This window comes from Nocardioides sp. PD653-B2, assembly GCF_002117935.1.
Lineage (GTDB): Bacteria > Actinomycetota > Actinomycetes > Propionibacteriales > Nocardioidaceae > Nocardioides.
In genome coordinates, this window is record NZ_BDJE01000047.1 from 1 (window position 1) to 20,938 (window position 20,938).

18 protein-coding genes are annotated in these 20,938 nt (G+C 71.8%); 3 read left to right on the top strand and 15 right to left on the bottom strand.

The window, feature by feature from the left end; all coding sequences use genetic code 11:
* Positions 1 to 186: 186 nt before the first annotated feature.
* The 7 genes from PD653B2_RS19355 to PD653B2_RS19385 all read right to left on the bottom strand — a co-directional run bounded on the left by PD653B2_RS19355 (position 187) and on the right by PD653B2_RS19385 (position 9,038).
* Positions 187 to 2,610 (bottom strand): hypothetical protein, encoded by a 2,424-nt coding sequence (locus tag PD653B2_RS19355; RefSeq protein WP_085874055.1) that lies wholly within the window; start codon positions 2,608 to 2,610, stop codon positions 187 to 189.
* A 104-nt stretch (positions 2,611 to 2,714) separates the two neighbouring features.
* On the bottom strand, positions 2,715 to 3,632 hold the full coding sequence (locus PD653B2_RS19360) for an EamA family transporter (RefSeq protein WP_085874056.1): 918 nt from the start codon (positions 3,630 to 3,632) through the stop codon (positions 2,715 to 2,717).
* A gap of 154 nt (positions 3,633 to 3,786) precedes the next feature.
* Positions 3,787 to 4,536 carry an IclR family transcriptional regulator gene (locus PD653B2_RS19365; RefSeq protein ID WP_085874057.1) on the bottom strand — a complete coding sequence of 250 codons (750 nt, stop codon included), beginning with the start codon at positions 4,534 to 4,536 and terminating at the stop codon, positions 3,787 to 3,789.
* A 26-nt stretch (positions 4,537 to 4,562) separates the two neighbouring features.
* Entirely contained in the window at positions 4,563 to 4,943 is a 381-nt protein-coding gene (locus tag PD653B2_RS19370; RefSeq protein ID WP_085874058.1) for a hypothetical protein, read from the bottom strand.
* A 67-nt stretch (positions 4,944 to 5,010) separates the two neighbouring features.
* Positions 5,011 to 6,204: an MFS transporter gene (locus PD653B2_RS19375; RefSeq protein WP_085874059.1), complete on the bottom strand. Its 1,194-nt coding sequence runs from the start codon at positions 6,202 to 6,204 to the stop codon at positions 5,011 to 5,013.
* A gap of 92 nt (positions 6,205 to 6,296) precedes the next feature.
* The gene (locus PD653B2_RS19380) at positions 6,297 to 7,568 is read right to left on the bottom strand and encodes a choice-of-anchor P family protein (RefSeq protein WP_133059001.1); all 1,272 of its coding nucleotides are present in this window, start codon (positions 7,566 to 7,568) and stop codon (positions 6,297 to 6,299) included.
* A gap of 198 nt (positions 7,569 to 7,766) precedes the next feature.
* On the bottom strand, positions 7,767 to 9,038 hold the full coding sequence (locus PD653B2_RS19385) for a choice-of-anchor P family protein (protein WP_133059000.1): 1,272 nt from the start codon (positions 9,036 to 9,038) through the stop codon (positions 7,767 to 7,769).
* A gap of 202 nt (positions 9,039 to 9,240) precedes the next feature.
* Here PD653B2_RS19385 and hutH point away from each other — a divergent pair, with 202 nt between their 5' ends.
* From hutH to PD653B2_RS19400, 3 genes are all read left to right on the top strand, one after another.
* Positions 9,241 to 10,788, top strand: a complete 1,548-nt coding sequence (hutH, locus tag PD653B2_RS19390) for a histidine ammonia-lyase (RefSeq protein WP_085874062.1) — start codon at positions 9,241 to 9,243, stop codon at positions 10,786 to 10,788.
* Positions 10,785 to 12,449 (top strand): urocanate hydratase, encoded by a 1,665-nt coding sequence (gene hutU / locus PD653B2_RS19395; protein WP_085874063.1) that lies wholly within the window; start codon positions 10,785 to 10,787, stop codon positions 12,447 to 12,449. The genes hutH and hutU overlap by 4 nt, the downstream gene beginning before the upstream one ends.
* A 70-nt stretch (positions 12,450 to 12,519) precedes the next feature.
* The gene (locus tag PD653B2_RS19400) at positions 12,520 to 13,530 is read left to right on the top strand and encodes a M48 family metallopeptidase (RefSeq protein WP_085874064.1); all 1,011 of its coding nucleotides are present in this window, start codon (positions 12,520 to 12,522) and stop codon (positions 13,528 to 13,530) included.
* Between the two features lie 106 nt (positions 13,531 to 13,636).
* On the opposite strand, the gene PD653B2_RS25165 is transcribed toward PD653B2_RS19400, so the two are convergent.
* The 8 genes from PD653B2_RS25165 to PD653B2_RS19435 all read right to left on the bottom strand — a co-directional run bounded on the left by PD653B2_RS25165 (position 13,637) and on the right by PD653B2_RS19435 (position 20,936).
* The gene (locus PD653B2_RS25165) at positions 13,637 to 13,780 is read right to left on the bottom strand and encodes a hypothetical protein (protein ID WP_165763548.1); all 144 of its coding nucleotides are present in this window, start codon (positions 13,778 to 13,780) and stop codon (positions 13,637 to 13,639) included.
* A 100-nt stretch (positions 13,781 to 13,880) separates the two neighbouring features.
* Entirely contained in the window at positions 13,881 to 14,744 is an 864-nt protein-coding gene (locus PD653B2_RS19405) for an HpcH/HpaI aldolase/citrate lyase family protein (RefSeq protein WP_085874065.1), read from the bottom strand.
* Entirely contained in the window at positions 14,741 to 15,847 is a 1,107-nt protein-coding gene (locus tag PD653B2_RS19410; RefSeq protein WP_085874066.1) for an HpcH/HpaI aldolase/citrate lyase family protein, read from the bottom strand. Before PD653B2_RS19410 ends, PD653B2_RS19405 begins: the two co-directional genes overlap by 4 nt.
* 163 nt (positions 15,848 to 16,010) lie before the next feature.
* Positions 16,011 to 16,856: a 3-hydroxybutyryl-CoA dehydrogenase gene (locus tag PD653B2_RS19415; RefSeq protein WP_085874067.1), complete on the bottom strand. Its 846-nt coding sequence runs from the start codon at positions 16,854 to 16,856 to the stop codon at positions 16,011 to 16,013.
* Positions 16,857 to 16,881: 25 nt separating this feature from the next.
* Complete coding sequence (locus tag PD653B2_RS19420) at positions 16,882 to 17,424, bottom strand: DUF1992 domain-containing protein (RefSeq protein WP_085874068.1); 543 nt, start codon at positions 17,422 to 17,424, stop codon at positions 16,882 to 16,884.
* Between the two features lie 35 nt (positions 17,425 to 17,459).
* Positions 17,460 to 18,902 carry an MFS transporter gene (locus PD653B2_RS19425; RefSeq protein WP_085874069.1) on the bottom strand — a complete coding sequence of 481 codons (1,443 nt, stop codon included), beginning with the start codon at positions 18,900 to 18,902 and terminating at the stop codon, positions 17,460 to 17,462.
* A complete protein-coding gene (locus PD653B2_RS19430) occupies positions 18,899 to 20,233 on the bottom strand; it encodes a M20 family peptidase (protein WP_085874070.1) in 1,335 nt (444 codons plus the stop codon). Before PD653B2_RS19430 ends, PD653B2_RS19425 begins: the two co-directional genes overlap by 4 nt.
* A 76-nt stretch (positions 20,234 to 20,309) precedes the next feature.
* Positions 20,310 to 20,936: a nitroreductase family protein gene (locus tag PD653B2_RS19435; RefSeq protein WP_085874071.1), complete on the bottom strand. Its 627-nt coding sequence runs from the start codon at positions 20,934 to 20,936 to the stop codon at positions 20,310 to 20,312.
* Positions 20,937 to 20,938 lie beyond the last annotated feature (2 nt).

The following is a 20,938-nucleotide window of genomic DNA, read 5'->3' on the forward strand; positions in this document are numbered from 1 at the left end:
CAACGCGATACCAACGACCGCAACGGCCAACGAAACGACGATGGCGACAATCTGCATGGAGTGAGGCTCCTCGTGATCTGGTGCGCGTACGGGCGCCGGTGGGTCTGCGCGTCCGCGAGCCTATGCGCAGCCGCGGGGCACGTCAGTGCCGCCACGGCGTGAGAAGGATCCTACCGAGGGGTAACTTCAGCCGCGCAGGCCGACGACCCGGCCGCTCTGCGAGAAGTCCACGGTCATCATCACCTTCGGGTCGGCGGCCGTCCTCGCGCAGAACCGGTACGTCGTCCCGAGCCGCTCGTAGGGCTGGCCGACGGCCTTCATCACGGCCCTCGTGCTCATCCCGCGGTGGATCAGCCCGTCGACCTTCTTGACCCCCTTGCGGAGGCCGGGGTTGCGGCACGAGTCCGGGGCGATGCCCTGGGCCCGCTCCCACATCTGCAGGTAGGCCTCGGCGCCGCGCGCCATGTCGTCCTGGATCGCCGCGCCGTCGCCCCGGTGCTCGGCGTCGGCGACCTTGGTGAGGTCCTCGATCCAGTCCGGGTAGAGGCCGTACTGGGCGACGCCGTCCTTGTTGATGTCGTAGACGCGCTCGCCGGCGTGCTGCTGGCCGATGGTCACGCCGCCGAGACCGGTGAAGGGGTAGGTGACCGGGTTCGGGACGTCGGCTCCCCGGGGGTCGCCCTGGGCGCCGAGCCCGTTCATGTCCGCGCCGTACCCGATGCCCCAGTAGTAGTGCTTGTCGGCCCAGCCGACGTGCGCCTTCCACTTCTCGACGAAGCCGGTCGAGTCGCCGGCGTACGGCGTGATGAAGCCGCCCTCCTGGTAGATCCGCGGGTAGGCGTCGGCCGTCGACCACGAGTGCGAGGACACGATGCCCGGGTAGTTCATCTCGTCGACCTGGTCGAGCGACGACTGGCGGGCCTTCACGCTCATGTGGTCCGGGTCGAAGATCATGTGCCGCTTGGCGAGGCCCTTGATCGTGTACTCGCCCAGCGTCGTCAGGCCACGGCTGTTGCAGTGGTCGGGCGGCGGGTAGACCGGCGCGGCAGGCAGGTCGGCGAGCTCCGCGATCGCCCCGAAGAGCGCGTCCTGCTGCCCGGCCGAGATGTCCGGTGCCGCGATCTGGTTGTGGTCGTGCGCATCGGGGTTGGCCGGCTCGCAGTGCTGCATGTCCCAGTAGGTGCCGGTCTCCAGGAAGTTCGCCGAGTTGACCGCGGCACCCACCTCGCCGTTGTCACCGGCGATGCCGGAGAGCGCGTTGTCGAACTTGTTGACGAGCTCCATCTGGCGCACGCCCATCTTCTTGACCGCGTCCAGCTGCTGGTCGAGGTTCTCGGGCGTGCAGGCCGCCGCGGGGACGTCGCCACCGGGCAGCGCCTTGAACGTGCAGCCGAAGGGCACGCTGGTCTCGATGCCCATGATCACGGCCATCTTGCCGCTGTCGATCACCGCGCGGGCCTGGAACGGGTTCTTCACGATCCGGTAGAAGCCCTTGCCGGGTCCGCCGAACTGGGCGTCGATGTAGTCCTGCATCCGGTACATGTCCTTCGCCTGCAGGCGGATCGAGTCCATGTCGTCACAGGAGTTGTGCTTGATCGGGTAGAGCTGGCAGAGCTGGTTGTTCTCGACGAGCAGGTTCACGAAGATCCGCTGCCCGCCGCGCCAGGACCGCTCGAGCCACCGGTAGTAGGTGCCCTCGTGCGTCAGCGAGTTGGGGGCCGGCCAGTCCTTGAACGTGGGCCAGCCGATCGGGTCGTGGTGCGGCTCGCCGGACAGCACCGACTCGAGCACGCCGCCGTACCCGCCGGTCGTGGAGTGGTCGGGGCAGTCGACGAGGGCGTACGGCGCGCCGTACTGGTCCCACGGCTTGCCGCAGTGGGCGTCGCCGCCCAGGAACTCGAACGCCATGCCGTGGGTGTGGGCGTCGACGTAGCCGCGCACCTCCTGGTAGGGCGTGATGCCGGCGTGCGGGTCGCCGGAGATGTCGATCTGGGACTCCGGGTAGGCCGCGCAGCCGGTGGTGCGGGTCGGTCGGAAGCGGGTCGCGCCGTCGAAGGAGAGCCCGCCGGTCGCGTTGGTGAACGCGTAGCGGCCGTGGGCGAGCGGGGCGATCCTCCACACCGTGTCGGCGCTCGGGGTGTCGGCGCGCTCGCCGCCGGCGGTCACGAACGCCCGGTCGGTGTCGTAGATCAGATACCTGCCGAGGTCGGTCGGCTTGAAGTAGAAGGCCTCGCCGCCGGGGGTGAGCGTGTAGCAGCCGTTGGCGAGCGCGTAGCGGTTCTGCGGGTGCCTCAGCCGCGGACCGGTGAGCGGAGCGGTGGTGAGCTTCGGGTCGGGGAGGGCCCGCTCGCTGGCGACGTACGCCGCGCTCGCGGCCTTCTCGGCCGCGGTGGTCGGGTCCTGGGTGTCCTCGCCGAGGTCTCCGGCCCGGGAGAGGGCGTTCTTGTCCTGGCTGAGGTTGCCGAGGGCGTTCTGCGCGAAGGCGTAGCGGGCGTTCAGGCTGCCCTGCCGCAGGCCGGCCGCGCCGCCCAGGGAGATGGCCGTCGCCAGGACCGTGACACCCACGACCAGGGCCCAGGTCAGGCGCCGGACCGCACTCTTGTCTCTCACCGTGGTGACTCCTTCGCGTCCTCGTAGGCGTCCAACGAGCGGGGCGGACCCGGGTCATGGTCTTCCCGCTCCCCGCCGCGCCCAATCGCCCGGCGGTGCCCGGCCTAGGCCGGAGGTACGGCGGGCTCGCGGCGACCCAGCCCGGCGACCGCGGCCAGGATCAGGCAGGTGCCGACCACGCCGGCGACACCGAGCCGCTCGCCGAGGAACACCGCGGCCAGGACCGCAGCCGTCACCGGCTCCAGCAGGGTGGCGATCACCGCCGAGCTGCCGGGCGTGGTGCGCAGGCCGGCGTACAGCAGGCCGTAGGCGAGCGCCATCGTCAGCACGCCGAGGTAGACGAGCGTGCCGAGCACGAGCGGGTCACCGAGCGAGCTGCCTGCCGGGCCGGCGACCAGTGCGAACGGCACCAGCGCGATCGCCCCGACCGAGGTGGTCGCGGTCGTCAGGGTGAGGGGCCCGGTCGACTGGGCGAGCGGTCGCCCGAGCAGGGTCGTCGCCGCGTACGCCGTGCCGGAGCCGAGCGCCGCGAGCACGCCGAGGACCGGGTGCGGCCCGCCGCCCGCCGTCCCCGCGGACGCGCTGACCAGCAGCAGACCCGCCAGCGCGGCGCCCAGCACGGCCAGCTCGCCCGGGCGCGGCAGCACGCGGCGGTGCACGCTCTCCGCGATGGTGAGCAGCACCGGCGCCAGGCCCAGGCTGACCACCGTCGCGACCGTCACCCCGACCATCACGACCGAGGCGAAGTAGAGCGCCTGGTAGGACGCGGTGCTGACCCCGACGGCGACCACGTGCAGGGGACGGCGGCGCAGGAGGGCGACGACGCCGCCCAGCTGGCGCAGCGCCAGCAGGATCGCGATCAGGACGACCGCCGCGATGAGCATCCGGTAGGCGCTGATGGTGAGGACGGACATCGGGGTGACGTCGCGGATCACCTGGACGGCGAGGCCGCCGGTGCCCCACAGGACACCGGCGAGCGAGATCTGGAGCAGGCCGACGTGGGCCCGCGTGGTGTGTGACATGACGTGCTCCTGGCATCGGTTCCGACGGGTGGCGTGGGAGCACGCCGAGGCGGCTCCGGTCAGGCGACCGGAGGCGGCAGGATGCCGAGCTGCGTCACGAGAGGTGTCACGGGGCCATCGTGGCGGATCGGGACCTCCTTGGTCGAGCAGGTTGCTAGGCGGCGCCGCCGATGCGGCGGGTGAGCGCGGCGGCGGTGGCGGCCACGGCGTCGCTCAACCCCGCGGTGGCGTCGGTGTCGGGGTAGGTGACGGCGACCGCGGCGACGGGGTGCTGGTTGTGGTCGACCACGGCGACGGCGATGCTCGACAGGCCCGGCGTGATCTCGCCGTCCTCGACGGCGTAACCGCGCTGCCGGGTGTCGGAGAGGACGGTGCGCAGCGCGCTCAGCGACCGCGGCCCGACACCGTGCCGGTCGACGAACTCGGCCGGGCCGGGGTAGAGGGCGCGCACGTGGTTGGCGGGCAGCAGCGCGAGCACCGCCCGGCCGCTGGCCGTGAGGTGTGCCGGCAGCCGGACCCCGACGTCGGTGACCAGCGGCGGCCGCCCCGGTGCGCGCTCCTCGATCACGTAGAGCACCTCCCGGCCGTGCAGGATCGCGAGGTGTGCGGACTGCCCGACGCGGTCGACCAGGTCCGCCAGCGGGCGTCGCGCGATCCGCTGGAGCGGCTCCTGGCGGGCGTAGCCACTGCCGAGCTCGAAGGCCGCGAGCCCCAGGCCGTACCGGTGGTCGTCGACCAGGTGCACCACGAAGCCCTCCTCGATCATCGCGTTGAGGAGGTGGTACGTCGTGCTGCGCGGCAGGTCGCACGCGCGCATGATCCGGTCGAGCGGCACCGGGTCCGGCTGGCCCGCCAGGAAGCGCAGCACCCGCAGCGCGCGTGTGGCTGCGGGCACCTGGCTCATGCCCGGAGCCTACTGAGCGGCGGGGGTCAGGCGTCCCGGCTGCCGGCGGCCCCGGGACGGTAGCCGTCGGAGCGGTGGTCGACGTCCGGGTCGACGGCGTCGGCCTCGCGCAGCGCGTCCTCGCGGCGCGCCTCGTCGACGTCCAGGGTCTGCCGGGCCTCGGCTGCCTGCTGCTCGGCCCGTGCGGCCTCGGCCCGCGCGACCTCCGCCCGTGCCTCGGCAGCGGCGGCGTCCTGGGCCGACACGTCGACGGCGCCGAGCTGGGCGTCGGCGAGCGTGCGCAGCTCGCCGGCCTGCTGGCGGCGCTGCTCGGTGCGTCGCTTGCTCGCCGCGACCGCGACGGCGGCCACGATGGCGATGACGACGACGATGGCGATGACGAGAACGATGATCGCGGTGGTGTCCATGGGTCCCTCCCTGGGATGTCTTCGAGAGTCCGTACCCGGAAATACCGCGTCGAACCCTCAGGAGGGCCTAGCTGAGCTCGCGCTCCTCGCGCACGGGGACCAGCGGCGCCGCCAGGACCGGGAAGAGCGCGCCGATCGCGAAGGCCGCGGCGTACCCGGCGTGGGCCACCGCCAGGCCGGCCAGCGGGGGGACGGCGGAGGCGGTCAGGAACTGGGCGGTGTTCTGCACGCCGAGTGCCCGGCCGGACCAGAACGGGCCGGCCCGTTCGGCGACGGCGGTGAACGCAAGGCCGTTGTCGGCGACCGTCACCAGGGTGGCCACCACGACGAGCAGGACGGCCACCCCGAGGTCGAGGGCCGCGGTCAGGCCCAGCAGTGCCATCGTCGCCGCGGCGGCGAGCGCGACCCACCGCAGGGGGCGCATCCGCGAGCCCACGACGTCGGAGAGGTGGCCGGCGGCGATCCGCCCCAGGGCGCCCGCCACCTGGGCGATGGCGACCACGCCACCGGCAGCGGCCGGCTCCCAGCCGCGGTCCTGGACCAGCCAGACGAGGGCGAAGCTCCACACCAGGAACTGCGGCACGACCAGCAGCACCGAGACGCCGTGGATGCGGGCGAGGTAGGAGTCCTCGCGGTAGGGGTTCGCCGCGACGCCGTCCCGGGGCTCGGGGCGGGGCGGGTCGATGACGACCGCGGCCACCACGACGACTGCGAGGGCGCACGCGATCGTCGGCACCCACAAGGCGGCGTGGACTCCGGACGTGTCGGCGACGACGGCGATCGAGATCGCCGCGACACCGACGCCGACCGGTTGGGCCATCTGGCGGATGCCCATCGCGAGGCCGCGTCGCTCGGGTGGGAACCAGCCCACGACGACCCGGCCGCTCGCGGCGTTGGTGCTCGCCGCCGCGGCGCCGGCGAAGAAGAGGGTGATGGCGAGCAGGACGATGCCACCGCTCAGGGCCGCGGCCAGGCCGAAGACCACCGTGGTGCTGAGCCCGGTGAGCAGGACGAACCGCTCGCCCTGGCGATCGGTGACGGCGCCCCAGGCCACGAGCGTGAGCATCACGCCGATCGTGGGACAGGCGGCCACGAGGCCGGCCTGGGCGAGGTTCATGCCCTCGCGGTCGTGCAGGGCCGGGATCAGGAACGCCGGCCCGTGCATCATCACCGCGGCCGCCGCCTGGGCCAGCGTGCTGGCGCCGAGCATCGACCAACGACGCACGGCGCCGACGTCGTGCTGCTCGGCGGTCAGGGTCATGGACCCCAGTCAACGCCGAGCGGCACGACGTACGACGCCGTGTCTTGCAGGGTGGCCTGTGACAAACCCGTCACGCCGCTCCTGCGGGTGTGTCAGTGTGCGCGGATCGCGATCTTGGCCTGGCCCAGGTCGATGACCGAGCCGCTGCCGTCGAGCAGCGTGATCCGCAGGGCGATCACCGAGATGCCGTTGCGGGTCCTCTCGGTGATGAACCGCTCCAGCTTGGCCACACCGGGGATGGTGAACATGTCGGTGTCGGGGAACTGCTGCTCCTCGCCGTCCGAGGTGATCGTGCCGACCGTCGAACCCTTGATGGTCTTGGTGACCTTGCCGCCCTGGCGGATGGCCTTGGCCTTGCCGATGACGCCGTCGACGTCGAGCTGGTCGCCGCCGAAGGTCAGGTGGGAGACCGAGCCGCGCTCCCAGGCCACGCTCTTGTTGGCGCGGTCCTCGGCGAACTGCTGGGACTGCAGGTCCGAGGCGATCACGCCCCCGCCGAGGTCGCTGTGCTGGATCTTCTTGGTCGTCACCTGGCCGTCGGTGCTCTGGCACGGCATCAGCGAGAGCGGGGTGCGCCCGTTGCTGACGTTGCCGTTGGCGCTCAACGACGAGCTGCCGGCCGAGTAGCCGTGGAAGGTGCCGTGCGTGACGCCGTTGAGGACCTGGGCCTTCGCCTGGCCGACCTTCGACTTGGTGCCCGACGCGGTCTTCGTGATGATCAGCGCGTTGGCCTGGGCCTGGGCGCCGTCGGCGTCGACGTGCTTCTTGGACCGGCCGACGGTGATCGTCGCGAGGCCGGGGATCTCGAGGGGGTTGCCCGGGGTCGGGATGTCCATCTGCTGCGGCGCGCCGCCGCCCGGCGGGACGAACTGGATGCTGCCGACATCGGTCCTCGTCTCGGCGTGGAAGCCCTTCTGGTCGTGGAAGGAGTGGGCCCAGGCGGTGATGGCCTTGATCTGGATGCTGCCGGCGCCGCTCTGGGCGATCACCAGCTTGTTGGTGGTGTTCTGCGCGTACGTCGACACGACGCCGTTGACCTCGCGGGTCCACAGCTCGGTCTTGACGTCCGTGGCCTTGCCCAGGCCCGGGGCCGTCGACTCGGCCTCGTGGTTCTCCTTGTCGATGCCCACCTTGGTGGCACAGCCGACGGCCATGAACGCCGTCTGGCCGGAGTCCGTCGGGACCTGGCCGCCGGTGGTGGCCGAGCCGTAGCCCGACGCCTTGAGGGCGAAGTCCACGTAGTGAGGCTTGGCAGCTGCGCGCTGGTCAGCGGCCGCTCCGGTCGAGGGGCCCGCTGCCAGCAACGTGCCGGAGAGCGTGCCCACGGCCACGAGGGCCAGGGTGGTCGAAGTAAGGCGTCGCATAGTGCACATCCCGATCTGTCCGAGTTGGAGATCGTCCTCCCCTGCAAAACGATCCTTGCTAGGAGTGTTGTTTCCTTGGCTCCTACCCGGTAAACGGGAAGCACTGCGGTCGCGTTATGTCGTTCTGGGACAAGTCTCGGATGCCAGACCGAGGCGGACCGCGCGGTACGACACCGCGCGGCCCGCCGAAGGGGTCGGTCAGTGTGCGCGGATCGCCAGCCGGGCCTGACCCAGGTCGACCACCGCACCGGACCCGTCGAGGAGCGTGACGCGGAGCGCGACGATCGAGGCGCCGTTCTTGAAGGTGTCCTTGACGAACCGTTCGATCCTGGCGACGCCGGGCACCTCGATGACACCGGTGTCGGGGAACTCCAGGCGCTCGCCGTTGGCCGTGACGCGTCCGACGGTCGAGCCCCGGAAGCTCTTGGTGACCTTGCCTCCGTCGCGGGTGACGCTCACCTTGCCGACGATCGCGTCCACCGCGAGCCGGCCGTCACCGATGTCGATGCCTGCCACGGCACCTCGCTCCCACCCGGTGCTCTTGCCGGGACGCTGCACGGCCATGTGGGTGGCCTCCACGGCGGAGACGGCGACGGCGCCGCCCAGGTTGACGCTCGCCAGCTTCTTGCCGGTCACCTTGCCGTCCGTGCCCTGGCAGGGCATCAGTGCGAGCGGGGTGCGACCACTGGTGAGGTTGCCGTCCAGTCCGCGGGCCTCGGTGCCGGCCGAGAACCCGTGGAAGGTGCCGTGCTTGACGCCCGTGAGGACCTGCGCCTTCGCCTGGCCGACGGTGACCTTGCTCCCGGTCGCCAGCTTGTTGACGACCAGCGCGTTGGCCTTGGCCAGGGCGCCGTCGCTGGTGGCGCGCTTCTTGTTGACCCCGACGGTGATCTTGACCAGGCCCGGGATCTCGACGGGGCGGCCGGGAGCCGGCAGGGCGAGCTGCTGCGGCGCGCCGCTGGCGGGGACGAACCGGAGGCTGCCGAGATCGGTCCTCGTCTCGGCGTGGAAACCCTTCTTGTCATGGAAGGAGCGCGCGTAGGCGGTCACGGCCGAGAGCTCGACACGCCCCAGGCTGCTCTGCGCGATGACGACCTTCCCGATGGTGTTCTGGGCGTACGACGAGACGACGCCGCCGACCTCACGGGTCCAGAGCCGGGTCTTGACGGCGGAGACCTTGCCGAGGCCGGGGACCTGCACCGCGGCCTCGTGGTTCTCCTTGTCGATGCCCGCCCGGGTGGCGCACCCGACGGCCATGAACGCCGTCGGAGCCGATCCCGCCGGGAGCTGTCGCCCCTCCACCTTGGTCCCGAAGCCGGAGGCCTTGAGCGCGAAGTCGACGTTGTGCGGCGACCTGGCGCGAGCGTCCGAGGTCGCGCCCGACGCCGTCGCGGCACCGGCGGTGAGAAGGGTCCCGGCCAGGGCGCCCACCGCGCCGAGGACGAGACCTTGGGTGCTGATCTGTCGCATGTTCCACATCCCGATTCTGTAGAGCGCTGCCGTCTCGCCCTCCGCGAGACGGGTGGTGATGTGGACCCGTGTTTTCCGTCGGCCACCCTCCGTAAACATGGCGTAACCGGAACGTGATGTTGGGGGGCCGCAGTCTCGGATCCCAGACGGTCGCGGGTCGCGAGGTCTGGTCGGCTGCGGGCGCCGGCGGAAGGATCGAGGCATGAGTCAGTCGGTCGGTGTCGGAGTCGGTGCGGTGTCCTTCGACGAGCTCGTGGCGGTGGCCAGGCACGGGGCGCCGGTCACGCTGACGGACGACGCGCTCGCCGCGATCGCCCGGGCCCGCGACGTCGTCGACGAGCTCGCTGCGGCGACCACCCCGTCGTACGGGATCTCGACCGGGTTCGGCGCGCTCGCGACCCGACACATCCCGACCGAGATGCGAGCCCAGCTCCAGCGCTCGCTGGTGCGGTCGCACGCCGCGGGCTCCGGGCCCGAGGTCGAGCGCGAGGTGGTCCGGGGGCTGATGCTGCTGCGCCTGTCGACCCTGGCGACCGGTCACACCGGGATCCGCGCCGAGACCGCGACCCTGCTCGCGGCCCTGCTGGAGCACGGGATCACCCCGGTCGTACGCGAGTACGGCTCGCTCGGCTGCTCCGGCGACCTGGCCCCGCTCGCGCACTGTGCGCTCGCGCTGATGGGCGAGGGGGAGGTCCGCGACGCCGCCGGCACGCTGATGCCGGCTGCGGAGGCACTCGCGGCCGCGGGGCTGGAGCCGGTCGAGCTCGCCGCCAAGGAAGGCCTCGCGCTGATCAACGGCACCGACGGCATGCTCGGCATGCTGGTCATGGCGATCACCGACCTGCGGATGCTGCTGAAGACCGCGGACATCGCCGCCGCCATGTCCGTCGAGGGGCAGCTGGCCACCGACCGCGTCTTCGCCCCCGAGCTGCAGACGATCCGGCCGCACCCCGGCCAGGCCCTCTCCGCCGCCAACCTGACCGCGGTCCTGGCGGACTCGGGCGTCGTCGCCTCGCACCGCGGGCCCGACTGCAACCGGGTCCAGGACGCCTACTCCCTGCGCTGCTCGCCGCAGGTGCACGGCGCCGCCCGCGACACGGTGGAGCACGCCGCGACGGTGGCCGGCCGCGAGCTCGCCTCCGCGGTCGACAACCCGGTCGTGCTCGCGGAGGAGGGCCGGGTCGAGTCCAACGGCAACTTCCACGGGGCCCCGGTCGCCTACGTGCTCGACTTCCTCGCGATCGTCGCCGCCGACGTCGCGTCGATCAGCGAGCGGCGCACCGACCGCTTCCTCGACAAGTCCCGCAGCCACGGGCTCCCGCCGTTCCTCGCCGACGACCCGGGCGTGGACAGCGGCCACATGATCGCGCAGTACACGCAGGCCGCGATCGTCTCGGAGATGAAGCGCCTCGCCGTCCCCGCGTCGGTCGACTCGATCCCGTCGAGCGCCATGCAGGAGGACCACGTCTCCATGGGCTGGTCGGCCGCGCGCAAGCTGCGCCGCTCCGTCGACGGCCTCACCCGGGTCGTCGCGATCGAGGTGCTCACCGCCGCCCGGGCGCTGGACCTCCGGCGCCCGCTCGAGCCGTCGCCGGCCACCGGCGCGGTCGTCGACCTGCTGCGCTCGTCCGGGATCGAGGGCCCCGGCCCCGACCGCTACCTCTCGCCCGAGATCGAGGCCACCGTCGCGCTGGTCGCGTCGGGTGCCGTCCTGAAGTCCGTCGAAGCCGTGATCGGAGAACTCGCATGACCACCACCAACCCCCGCCTGCCGATCCATGCCGCGCGCGGCACCGAGCTGACCGCGAAGTCGTGGCAGACCGAGGCGCCGCTGCGGATGCTGATGAACAACCTCGACCCCGAGAACGCCGAGCGTCCCGAGGACCTCGTCGTCTACGGCGGCACCGGCAAGGCCGCGCGCAACTGGGAGTCGTACGACGCCCTGGTGCGCACGCTGACCACCCTGGAGGACGACGAGACGATGCTCGTGCAGTCCGGCAAGCCGGTCGGCGTGATGCGGACCAGCCCCTGGGCCCCGCGGGTGCTGATCGCGAACTCCAACCTGGTGGGCGACTGGGCCAACTGGGAGGAGTTCCGCCGGCTCGAGGACCTCGGGCTGACGATGTACGGCCAGATGACCGCGGGCTCGTGGATCTACATCGGCACCCAGGGCATCCTGCAGGGCACGTTCGAGACGTTCGCGGCCGTGGCCGACAAGCGGTTCGACGGGACGCTGGCCGGCACGATCACGGTCACCGCCGGGCTCGGCGGCATGGGCGGCGCGCAGCCGCTCGCGGTCACCATGAACGCCGGCGTCGTGATCTGCATCGAGTGCGACCAGAGCCGCATCCAGCGCCGGATCGACCACCGCTACCTCGACGTCCAGGCCGGCTCCCTCGAGCACGCCGTCGAGCTGGCCGTCGCCGCGCGCGACGAGCGACGTCCGCTCTCGATCGGCGTGCTCGGCAACGCCGCCGAGATGCTGCCGCAGCTGCTCGAGTCCGACGCCCCGATCGACATCGTCACCGACCAGACCTCGGCGCACGACCCGCTCTTCTACCTCCCGGTGGGCGTGCCGTACGAGGAGTGGGAGTCGCGCCGTACGTCGGACCCGGCCGGGTTCACGAAGGAGGCGCAGGCCTCGATGGCCGCGCACGTCCGCGCGATGGTCGAGTTCCAGGACCAGGGCGCCGAGGTCTTCGACTACGGCAACTCGATCCGCGACGAGGCCCGCAAGGGCGGCTACGACCGGGCCTTCGAGTTCCCGGGCTTCGTGCCGGCCTACATCCGTCCCCTCTTCTGCGAGGGCAAGGGCCCGTTCCGTTGGGCCGCGCTGTCCGGCGACCCGGCCGACATCGCCGCGACCGACAGGGCGGTCCTCGAGCTCTTCCCCGACAACGAGCGGCTGCGCACATGGATCACCATGGCCGGTGAGAAGGTCGCCTTCCAGGGCCTGCCGGCCCGGATCTGCTGGCTGGGGTACGGCGAGCGGCACCTGGCCGGCCTCAAGTTCAACGAGATGGTCGCCTCCGGTGAGCTCAAGGCGCCGATCGTGATCGGCCGCGACCACCTCGACTGCGGGTCGGTCGCCTCGCCGTACCGCGAGACCGAGGCGATGCTCGACGGCTCCGACGCCATCGCCGACTGGGCGATCCTCAACGCGCTGGTCAACACGGCCTCGGGCGCGAGCTGGGTGTCCTTCCACCACGGCGGCGGCGTCGGCATGGGCCGGTCGCTGCACGCCGGCCAGGTCTGCGTCGCCGACGGCACCGAGCTCGCCGCCCAGAAGATCGAGCGGGTCCTCACCAACGACCCGGGCATGGGCGTCATCCGGCATGTCGACGCCGGCTACGAGAAGGCGGCGGAGGTCGCGCACGAGCGAGGGGTCCGCGTGCCGATGCTCGAGGGCTGAGGCGGCTGTGCAGCACGTGGCGGAGGAGTACGGCCGCCCCTGACGCCCGAGGTCGTGTCAGAGTGGTCGTGTGACCCAGCAGCCGGCCCGCTCTCGGGCGACCCTGACCGACATCAGCTCCCGCGCCTGGGAGCACCCGGCCGACCAGGGCGCCCTCGTGGCGCTGCGCAAGCTCAAGGGCTTCGACACCCTGCTCAAGGCGATGTCGGGGCTGTTCAACGAGCGCGCCGTACGCCTGGTGTTCCTGGGCTCGGCGATCCGCGCCGACGAGCGGCAGTTCCCACGCCTGCACCGCCTGCTCGGCGAGGTCGGCCGCACCCTGGACGCCCCGGAGCTGCCCGAGCTGTACGTCGTCGCCAACCCGGTGCCCGCCGCGATGACGATCGGCATGAACAAGCCCTTCATCGTCCTCAACTCCGGCCTGGTCGACCTGCTGGACGAGGAGGAGCTGCGCTTCGTCGTGGCCCACGAGCTCGGCCACGCGATGAGCGGGCACGCGGTCTACCAGACCCTGCTCCAGAGGCTGATCCAGCTCAGCGGGGTGCTGAGTTCGGTGCCGATCGGCGGGCTCGGCTTCCGCGCGATCATGGCGGCCCTCTACGAGTGGTCGCGCAAGTCGGAGCTCTCGGCCGACCGTGCGGGGCTGCTCGCGACCCAGGACCCCGCGACGGCGTTCCGGGTGCACATGAAGCTCGCCAGCGGCGGCCACCTCGACGACCTCGACGCGACCTCGTTCTTCGCGCAGGGCCAGGAGTACGACGACGCCGACCTGCGCGACTCGGTGCTCAAGATGCTGTTGGTCGAGAACCGCTCGCACCCGTTCCTCGTCGTCCGCGCCACCGAGCTGCGCCGGTGGGTCGACTCGGGTGACTACACCCGGATCCTCGGGGGCGACTACCCCCGCCGCCAGGACGACGACCAGGCCACGGTGTCGGAGGCCGCCAAGGCTGCCGCGCGCAGCTACTCCGAGACCTTCAGGCAGAGCCAGGACGCGATCGGCAAGATGGTCCACGACGTCGCGGGTGTGCTCGGCAGCGTGAAGCTGTGGCTGGACGACGCGTTGCGCCGGGGCGAGGACTGAGAGTCCGGCCGAGACGGTGCACGCCGTCCTGCGCGGAGTCACCCACACGCACGACGACCCCGGAGTGAGTGCTCCGGGGTCGTGATGCGTGGGGTCCGAGTGTCTGTCAATACACCCGGCGGCTGCTGCCGCCGATGGGCACGAAGTTCAGGATCAGACCGACGACCAGCAAGATGGCGCCGATCGTGGTCAGGATCGGGATGTGAGCCACCAGCCCGATGATGAGCAGGATCAATCCGAGAACGACCATGTCTGTTATTCCTCTCCCTTGCCCCCGCTTGGCCCCGGTCGGAGCCTCGGATGGGTTACCCATTGCGCGGCGACGGGAAAACCACCCGAAAGGGTGAGGGCTAGACCAACGCCTGGATCGCCTCGTGCATCTCGAGGGTCCGGCGGGCCGACTCGACGTGGAGGTTCTCGACCATCCGGCCCTGGTAGGTCACGACGCCGGAGCCCTTGCCGTCCTCCCACGCCTGGATCAGACCGCGCGCGTCCTCGACCGCCTGCTCGGACGGCGCGAACGCGGCGTTGGCGCCCTCGACCTGTCCCGGGTGGATGAGGGTCTTGCCGTCGAAGCCCATCTCGCGGCCCTGGCGGCACTCGGCCAGGAAGCCGTCGGTGTCCTTGACGTCGTTGTAGACGCCGTCCAGGATCGCGATGCCGGCGGCGCGGGCGGCCAGCAGCGCGGTGTGCAGGGACGCGACGATCGGGGCGCGGCCGGGCACGTGCTCGGCGTACAGCTCCTTGACCAGGTCGTTGGTGCCCATCACCAGGGTGCTCAGCCGCTCGTCGGCGCGGGCGATGCTCAGCGCGTCGAGGATCGCGACCGGCGTCTCGACCATCGCCCAGAGCGCGGTGTGGTCGGGGGCGCCGGCCTGCTCGAGGGCGGCGACGAGCTGGTGCACCTCGGCCGCGCTGTTGACCTTGGGGACGACCACGGCGTCCGGCCCGGCGGCGGCCGCGGCGGCGAGGTCGGCGTCGTGCCACTCGGTGCCGATGCCGTTGACCCGGATCGTGAGGGTGCGCCGGCCGTACTCGCCGCTGGCGACGGCAGCGGCGGCGGCCTCGCGCGCGGCCGGCTTGGCGTCGGGCGCGACGGCGTCCTCGAGGTCGAAGATCACGGCGTCGATCGGCAGGGTCTTGGCCTTCTCCAGCGCCTTGGCGTTGGAGCTGGGCATGTAGAGGACGCTGCGCAGCGGGACGAACTCGCTCATGCCGTCTGCTCCTCGATCGCGTCGTAGGCCTTCTTGAGCTCGGGGTCGATCGCCGCCAGCTGCTCGGCGAGCTCGACCATCACCAGGCACTGCTTGAGGGAGGCGTCGTCCTCCATCTTGCCGTCGAGCATCACGGCGCCGGTGCCGTCGCCCATCGCGGCGGCGACGCGGCGCGCGTGCGCGACGTCCTCGACGCTGGGGCTGAACACCTTGTTGGCGATGGCGATCTGCTTGGGGTGCAGGCTCCAGGTGCCGACGCAGCCGAGCAGGAACGCGTTGCGGAACTGGTCCTCGCACGCCACCACGTCGGCGATGTCGCCGAACGGCCCGTAGTAGGGGTAGATGCCGTGCATCGCACAGGCGTCGACCATCCGCGCGATCGTGTAGTGCCAGAGGTCCTGCTGGTACGTCGAGCGCGGCGCCTCGAGGTCGGTCACGCCGAGCTCGTTCTGGGGCGGGTCCTGGCGGACCAGGTAGCCCGGGTGGCCGCCACCGACCCGGGTGGTCTTCATCCGGCGGTCGGCGGCCAGGTCGGCCGGGCCGAGGGAGAGGCCCTGCATGCGCGGGCTGGCGCCGCAGATCTCCTCGACGTTCACCATGCCGCGAGCCGTCTCGAGGATCGCGTGCACGAGGATCGGCCGGTCGAGGCCGGCCTTGGCCTCGAGCTGGGCGAGCAGCCGGTCGACGTAGTGGATGTCCTCGGCGCCCTGCACCTTGGGCACCATGACGACGTCCAGCCGGTCGCCGATCTCGCCGACGAGCGTGGTCAGGTCTTCGAGCGCCCACGGGCTGTCGAGGGAGTTGATCCGGGTCCACAGCTGGGTGGGGCTGCCCGGCCCACCGAGCCGGGCGGTGCTCTGGGCGATGTCGACCAGGCCCTGGCGGGCGGCCAGCTTGTTGTCCGCCTTGATCGCGTCCTCGAGGTTGCCGAGCAGGACGTCCACGGTGCCGACCAGGTCCGGGATCTTCGCGGCCATCTTGGGGTTGCTCGGGTCGAAGAAGTGGATCGCCCGGCTCGGCCTCGCCGGGATCTCGGTGAGAGGCGTGGGCGCCCCCACCGCGAGGGGTCGGAAGAAGTCCTTGGCGCTACGGGATCCGCTCATGGGCCGGAACGTAGCAGCGGACCGCTACTCGTCGGTATGACGGATCTGACAGCGGGCTGCGGGTTTCACCGGTCGGCCGCCGGAACCCGCACGACACGCCGATCTCCCGCGGCGTGTCGTGCGGGGGTCGGCGGCCAGCCGGTGAATCCGGTGACGGACGAGGTCAGCCGTAGGTGTAGAAGCCGCGGCCGGACTTGCGGCCGAGCAGGCCGGCGTCGACCATCCGCTGCAGGAGCGGCGGGGCGGCGTACAACGGCTCCTTGAACTCCTCGTAGAGCGACTCGGCCACGGCCTTGGTGGTGTCGAGGCCGATCAGGTCGGCCAGCGCGAGCGGACCCTGCGGGTGCGCGGCGCCGAGCACCAGGCCGCGGTCGATGTCCTCGGCGGTCGCGAACCCGGACTCCATCATCCGGATGGCGGAGAGGATGAACGGGATCAGCAGCGCGTTGACCACGAAGCCGGCCCGGTCCTGGCAGTCGATGGCCTGCTTGCCGAGCTCGCCCTCGACGAAGGCGCGCGAGCGCGCGGTCGTGTCGTCGGAGGTCAGCAGCGAGGGGACCAGCTCGACGAGCTGGAGCACCGGCACCGGGTTGAAGAAGTGGATGCCGATGACCTGGGTCGGCCGGCTGGTGGCCACACCGAGCTTCATGATCGGGATGGAGGAGGTGTTGGACGCCAGGATCGCGTCGGGAGCGGTCACGATCTCGTCGAGCCGCTTGAACAGCGCCACCTTCGCGGCCTCGTCCTCGAGGATCGCCTCGACCACGACCTCGCGGTCGGCCAGCGCGTCGAGGTCGGTGACGACCTGGATCCGGGCAAGCACCTCGGCTGCGGAGTCCAGCTTGCCCTTGGCCTCGGCGCGCTGCAGCGACTTCTCGAGCCGGGCGACCCCGGCCTTCGCCGCGGCGTCGGACGACTCGGCGACCACCACGTCGAGTCCGGCCCGGGCACTCACCTCCGCGATGCCTGCACCCATCAGGCCGCAGCCCACCACGCCGACGTTCTTCATGTCCGTGCCTCTCGGTCAACGCTCCCTAGCGACGTCGATTCCACCAGTGTCGCTTCGGGGGTGCGGGAGTGGGGTCCGGCTTCGGCGGGGTACGGCGGGCCGCCCGGCGTTCGCGCCAGGCCTCGACGGTCGCGTCGACGTCGCGCGGCATCGTGATCAGCGGCGGCCCGTCGACCGGGGTGTAGCGGGCGCGGATGACCCGGGCGTTGAAGTCCTCGACCTCGCGCCGTACCTCGGACTCGACGTTGTGGCGGTCGAGCCGGTCGTCGAGCTCGGCGTCGTCCTTGCGGAGCGCGAGCGCGGGCGGGAGGACGGCGATCTTCTCCCGCTCGACGAGCTTCTTGAGCCACCAGTCGGGGTCGTGCTCGGTGCCGAGGCCCTCGATGGGCTTGCCGGCGCCGGGCAGGTTGTCGAACTCGCCGCGCTCCATCGCCTGGCGGACCTGGAGGTCCACCCACGTGTGCTGGTGCTGGATCCGGGCGGCGGCCGCGCTGCTCCCGGTGCGCGGATCGCGCTCGGGGGACCGGTCGGGCACCCGGGGCTGGTCGTCGTGCTCGTCCTGGGGCATCGGGGATCACCTCCTGCCCGGTCGAGGATAGTCGGCTACCGAAGCAGCGGCGTCGGCTCCTCCGCGACGGTCTTCGGCATCATCAGCAGCGCGCCGGCGGCGAGCAGCGCGGCGACCGCGCAGACCGACCAGACGGTGAGGTAGCCCGCCAGCGGCGCGTGGCCCTCGGTCGGGTCGTCGATGGAGCCGGTGGCCGACAGTGCGATGGCGAAGACTGCCGACGCGATCGCGCCCCCGACGGTCTTGGTCGCGTTGGTCATGCCGGTCGCGAAGCCGGTGCGCTCCGGCGGGGCTGCTGCGGCGGCGGTCGCGGGCAGGGCCGCCACCAGCGCGCCGGACCCGACGCCGGCGACGGCCATGTTGACCAGCGCCTGCCAGGTGGCGTGGTGGAACGGCAGCCACAGCGCGTAGCCCAGCGCCACGAGCAGCGCGCCGAGCACCAACGCGCCGCGGGGGCCGAGCAGCCGGCTGGTGAGCGGCAGCGTGAAGGCGCCGACGGCCAGGAAGATCACGTAGGCGCCGACCAGCGTGGAGACGAACGACGCGTCCGCGCCCAGGCCGTAACCCGCGACGTCGGGGTCGGTCCGGGCGAAGGTGGACAGCGGGATCTGCGCCCCCAGCACGGACATGCCGAAGAGGAAGGCGGTCAGCTGCACCGGCCACTGGCCCGGGCTGGTGAGCACCGCGATGTCGATGAGCGGCTCGGTCTGCGTCCGCTCGTGGCGGACGAACGGCACCAGGAGCGCGAACCCGGCGAGCACCAGCGCCCAGGCCAGCACGCTGCCCACGCCCTCGAGCCGCACCACGATCAGGCCGCCCATCACGAAGCCGAGGACCGCGGTGATCAGACCCAGGCCACCGAGGTCGATGCCCCCGGTGGAGGTGCCGGGGAGGTCCTCGATGCCGAACCAGATCACCGCGAAGCAGATCGTCACGGCGATCGCCGGCAGCGACAGCAGCACGGTCATCGAGGTCGCCTCGACCAGCGCGCCGCTGGTCAGCGCGCCGATGATCACGGCCAGCTCGAGCGCACCCACGAGGATCGCGGCCGATCGCCGGGTGAGGTGGTGCTGCCGGCCGGTGCCCGCCGTACGCCGGTAGATGATCGCGACCTCGAGCGGCAGCCACACGACGTACGCGCCCTGGATCGCGGCGCCCACCAGGAACGTGGAGAACGACGGCGCGAACGCCATGATCCACGAGCCGAGCGCGGTGACCGCCGTCGACAGGAGCAGCACCTTCTTGTGGCCGACGATGTCGCCGAGCCGGGCCAGGGGAGGCACGACGAGCGCCGAGACGATCAGCTGCGCGGCCTCGAACCAGTTGACGTCGGCGTCGGCGATGTCGAGGTGGTCGGCGATGTCGCTGAAGATCGGCGTGTAGTAGCCCTGCAGGATGCCGCTCGCGAGCTCGACGCAGACCAGGAAGCCGACGATCGCGAAGAGACCCTTGGCCTTGGGGTCGAGAGTGGTGGTCACGGGATCCTCTCGATCAGGCGGCGGTACCAGTGCACGCCGTCGACGAAGGCGGCGACCCCGAGGTGCTCGTCGTAGGAGTGGATCGACTCGCGCTGGGCCTTGGTCATCCGGAACGGCGCGAACCGGTAGACCCGGTCGCAGATGGAGGTGAAGAACCGCGAGTCGGTGGCGGCCATCATGACGTACGGCGCGGGCACGGCGTCGGGGAACACCTCGGAGATCGTGGACTCGATCAGCCGGAAGGCCTCGTCGTCGACCGGGGACACCGGGCTGGGCTCGTGCTGCTCGATCACGTCGATCTCGACCTGGTCGTCGGCGACGACCTTGCGGACATGGGCGAGCACCTCGGCCACGGTGTCACCGACCATGATCCGGATGTTCACGCCGGCCCGGGCGGTGCTGGCGATGACGTTGAGCGCGGGGGAGCCGGACAGGGTGGTGACGGCGAACGTCGTGCGCGTCATCGCCGCCGACTCCGGGCCGGCGACGACCAGCGCCTTGGTCAGGACCGGTCGCAGGCGGTCCGCGTTCGCCATCAGCGGGCGCAGCGCCCAGGAGGCGTGGGGCGCCATCCGGCGCAGCAGCTCGACCGTCGGCGCTGGGACGCTCGACGGCATCGGGGACCGGTCGAGCCGGGTGATCGCGCGGGCCAGCCGGGCGGTCGGGCCCATCCTCACCGGGGTGGACGCGTGCCCGCCGCGTCCCTCGACGCGGAGCTCCAGCGAGGTGACGCCCTTCTCGGTCACGCCCACGACGCCGATCGGTGCGGCCACGCCGGGGAAGGCCTCCGCCGCGATCGCGCCGCCCTCGTCGACCACGAACCAGGGCTGCACGCCGCGCCGGGTGAGCTCCTCGACCGCGAGGCGGGCGGCGGGGCCGGAGACCTCCTCGTTGCAGCCGAACGAGAGCCAGACGTCCTGCGCGGGTGTGAACCCCCGCTCGAGGAGGGCCTCGGTGGCCTCGCAGATCGCGACCAGCGGGCCCTTGTCGTCGAGCGTGCCGCGACCCCAGACCGCACCGTCGTGGATCTCAGCGCCGTACGGCGGGTGCTGCCAGGGCGCGCCGTCGTCGGTGGGCACGACGTCGAGGTGCGCCATCAGCACGACGGGGCGCTCGTGGCTCGCCCCGGCCCACCGGAAGAGCAGGCCGTGGGTGTCGACCCGGGTCAGCTCCAGGCGGTCGTGCAGGACCGGGAACTGACGGGCCAGCTCGGCGAGGAACTCGTCGAAGGCGGCCGTGTCGACGAGCGCCGGGTCGCGGTGGGAGACGGTCGCGATCCGGACCAGTGCCTGCAGCTTGGCGACGGCACGGTCGCTGTCCTCGGCAGCCATGCGGCGCAGGCTACTCCCGGGCGTCAGTCTCGGATGCGAGACCCTTCGCCCGGTGTGGGGCGTTGACCGCCGACCCTCACACCGATGGACTGGAGGGGTGCCCCCACCGTCCGCGATGAACGACGTCCGAGACCGGCTTGCGCTGCCGCTTCGCAGGCGACCCGGCGGCCCCGTCGTCGGAGACCCGGTGCCCGATCGTGACCACGCCCACCGGGTCGAAGTCGTCGGGGATGCCGAACGCCGTACGCACCGCCGCGTCCTTGTCGGGCGGCACGCCGATGAAGCAGGAGCCGAGGCCCTCGTCGACCGCGGTCTGCAGGATCAGCAGGCTCGCCATCGCGGTGTCCATGTCCCAGAAGGGCTTCGGCCAGCGCGCCTCGTCCTCGTCGGTCCAGCCCTTGTCGGGCTCGGCGTACCGGCGCAGGTAGGCCGCCTTGCTGGAGCACGGCAGGATCACGACCGGCGCGCGCATCATGCCGGTGAGCCACTCGTCGGGGTGGTCGATGTCGTCGGCGGTCGCCTCCCAGAACCGCCGTACGTCGTCCGGGGTGTCGAGCACCAGGAACGCCCAGCCCTGGCTGAAGCCGGCATTGGGCGCGCGCACCGCGTTGCGCAGGGCGCGGTCGACGACGGCCGGGTCGACCGGCGTCTCGGCGTAGTTGCGGACCATCTTGCGGCGACGGACGACGTCTTGGAACTCCATGG

What these genes read in the sequence shown, in the direction of transcription:
- PD653B2_RS19360 (WP_085874056.1), bottom strand. Translation starts at nt 3,632, where the DNA reads ATGTCACACACCACGCGGGCCCACGTCGGCCTGCTCCAGATCTCGCTC.
- PD653B2_RS19365 (WP_085874057.1), bottom strand. Translation starts at nt 4,536, where the DNA reads ATGAGCCAGGTGCCCGCAGCCACACGCGCGCTGCGGGTGCTGCGCTTC.
- PD653B2_RS19370 (WP_085874058.1), bottom strand. Translation starts at nt 4,943, where the DNA reads ATGGACACCACCGCGATCATCGTTCTCGTCATCGCCATCGTCGTCGTC.
- PD653B2_RS19375 (WP_085874059.1), bottom strand. Translation starts at nt 6,204, where the DNA reads ATGACCCTGACCGCCGAGCAGCACGACGTCGGCGCCGTGCGTCGTTGG.
- PD653B2_RS19380 (WP_133059001.1), bottom strand. Translation starts at nt 7,568, where the DNA reads ATGCGACGCCTTACTTCGACCACCCTGGCCCTCGTGGCCGTGGGCACG.
- PD653B2_RS19385 (WP_133059000.1), bottom strand. Translation starts at nt 9,038, where the DNA reads ATGCGACAGATCAGCACCCAAGGTCTCGTCCTCGGCGCGGTGGGCGCC.
- hutH (WP_085874062.1), top strand. Translation starts at nt 9,241, where the DNA reads ATGAGTCAGTCGGTCGGTGTCGGAGTCGGTGCGGTGTCCTTCGACGAG.
- hutU (WP_085874063.1), top strand. Translation starts at nt 10,785, where the DNA reads ATGACCACCACCAACCCCCGCCTGCCGATCCATGCCGCGCGCGGCACC.
- PD653B2_RS25165 (WP_165763548.1), bottom strand. Translation starts at nt 13,780, where the DNA reads ATGGTCGTTCTCGGATTGATCCTGCTCATCATCGGGCTGGTGGCTCAC.
- PD653B2_RS19405 (WP_085874065.1), bottom strand. Translation starts at nt 14,744, where the DNA reads ATGAGCGAGTTCGTCCCGCTGCGCAGCGTCCTCTACATGCCCAGCTCC.
- PD653B2_RS19410 (WP_085874066.1), bottom strand. Translation starts at nt 15,847, where the DNA reads ATGAGCGGATCCCGTAGCGCCAAGGACTTCTTCCGACCCCTCGCGGTG.
- PD653B2_RS19415 (WP_085874067.1), bottom strand. Translation starts at nt 16,856, where the DNA reads ATGAAGAACGTCGGCGTGGTGGGCTGCGGCCTGATGGGTGCAGGCATC.
- PD653B2_RS19420 (WP_085874068.1), bottom strand. Translation starts at nt 17,424, where the DNA reads ATGCCCCAGGACGAGCACGACGACCAGCCCCGGGTGCCCGACCGGTCC.
- PD653B2_RS19430 (WP_085874070.1), bottom strand. Translation starts at nt 20,233, where the DNA reads ATGGCTGCCGAGGACAGCGACCGTGCCGTCGCCAAGCTGCAGGCACTG.
- PD653B2_RS19435 (WP_085874071.1), bottom strand. Translation starts at nt 20,936, where the DNA reads ATGGAGTTCCAAGACGTCGTCCGTCGCCGCAAGATGGTCCGCAACTAC.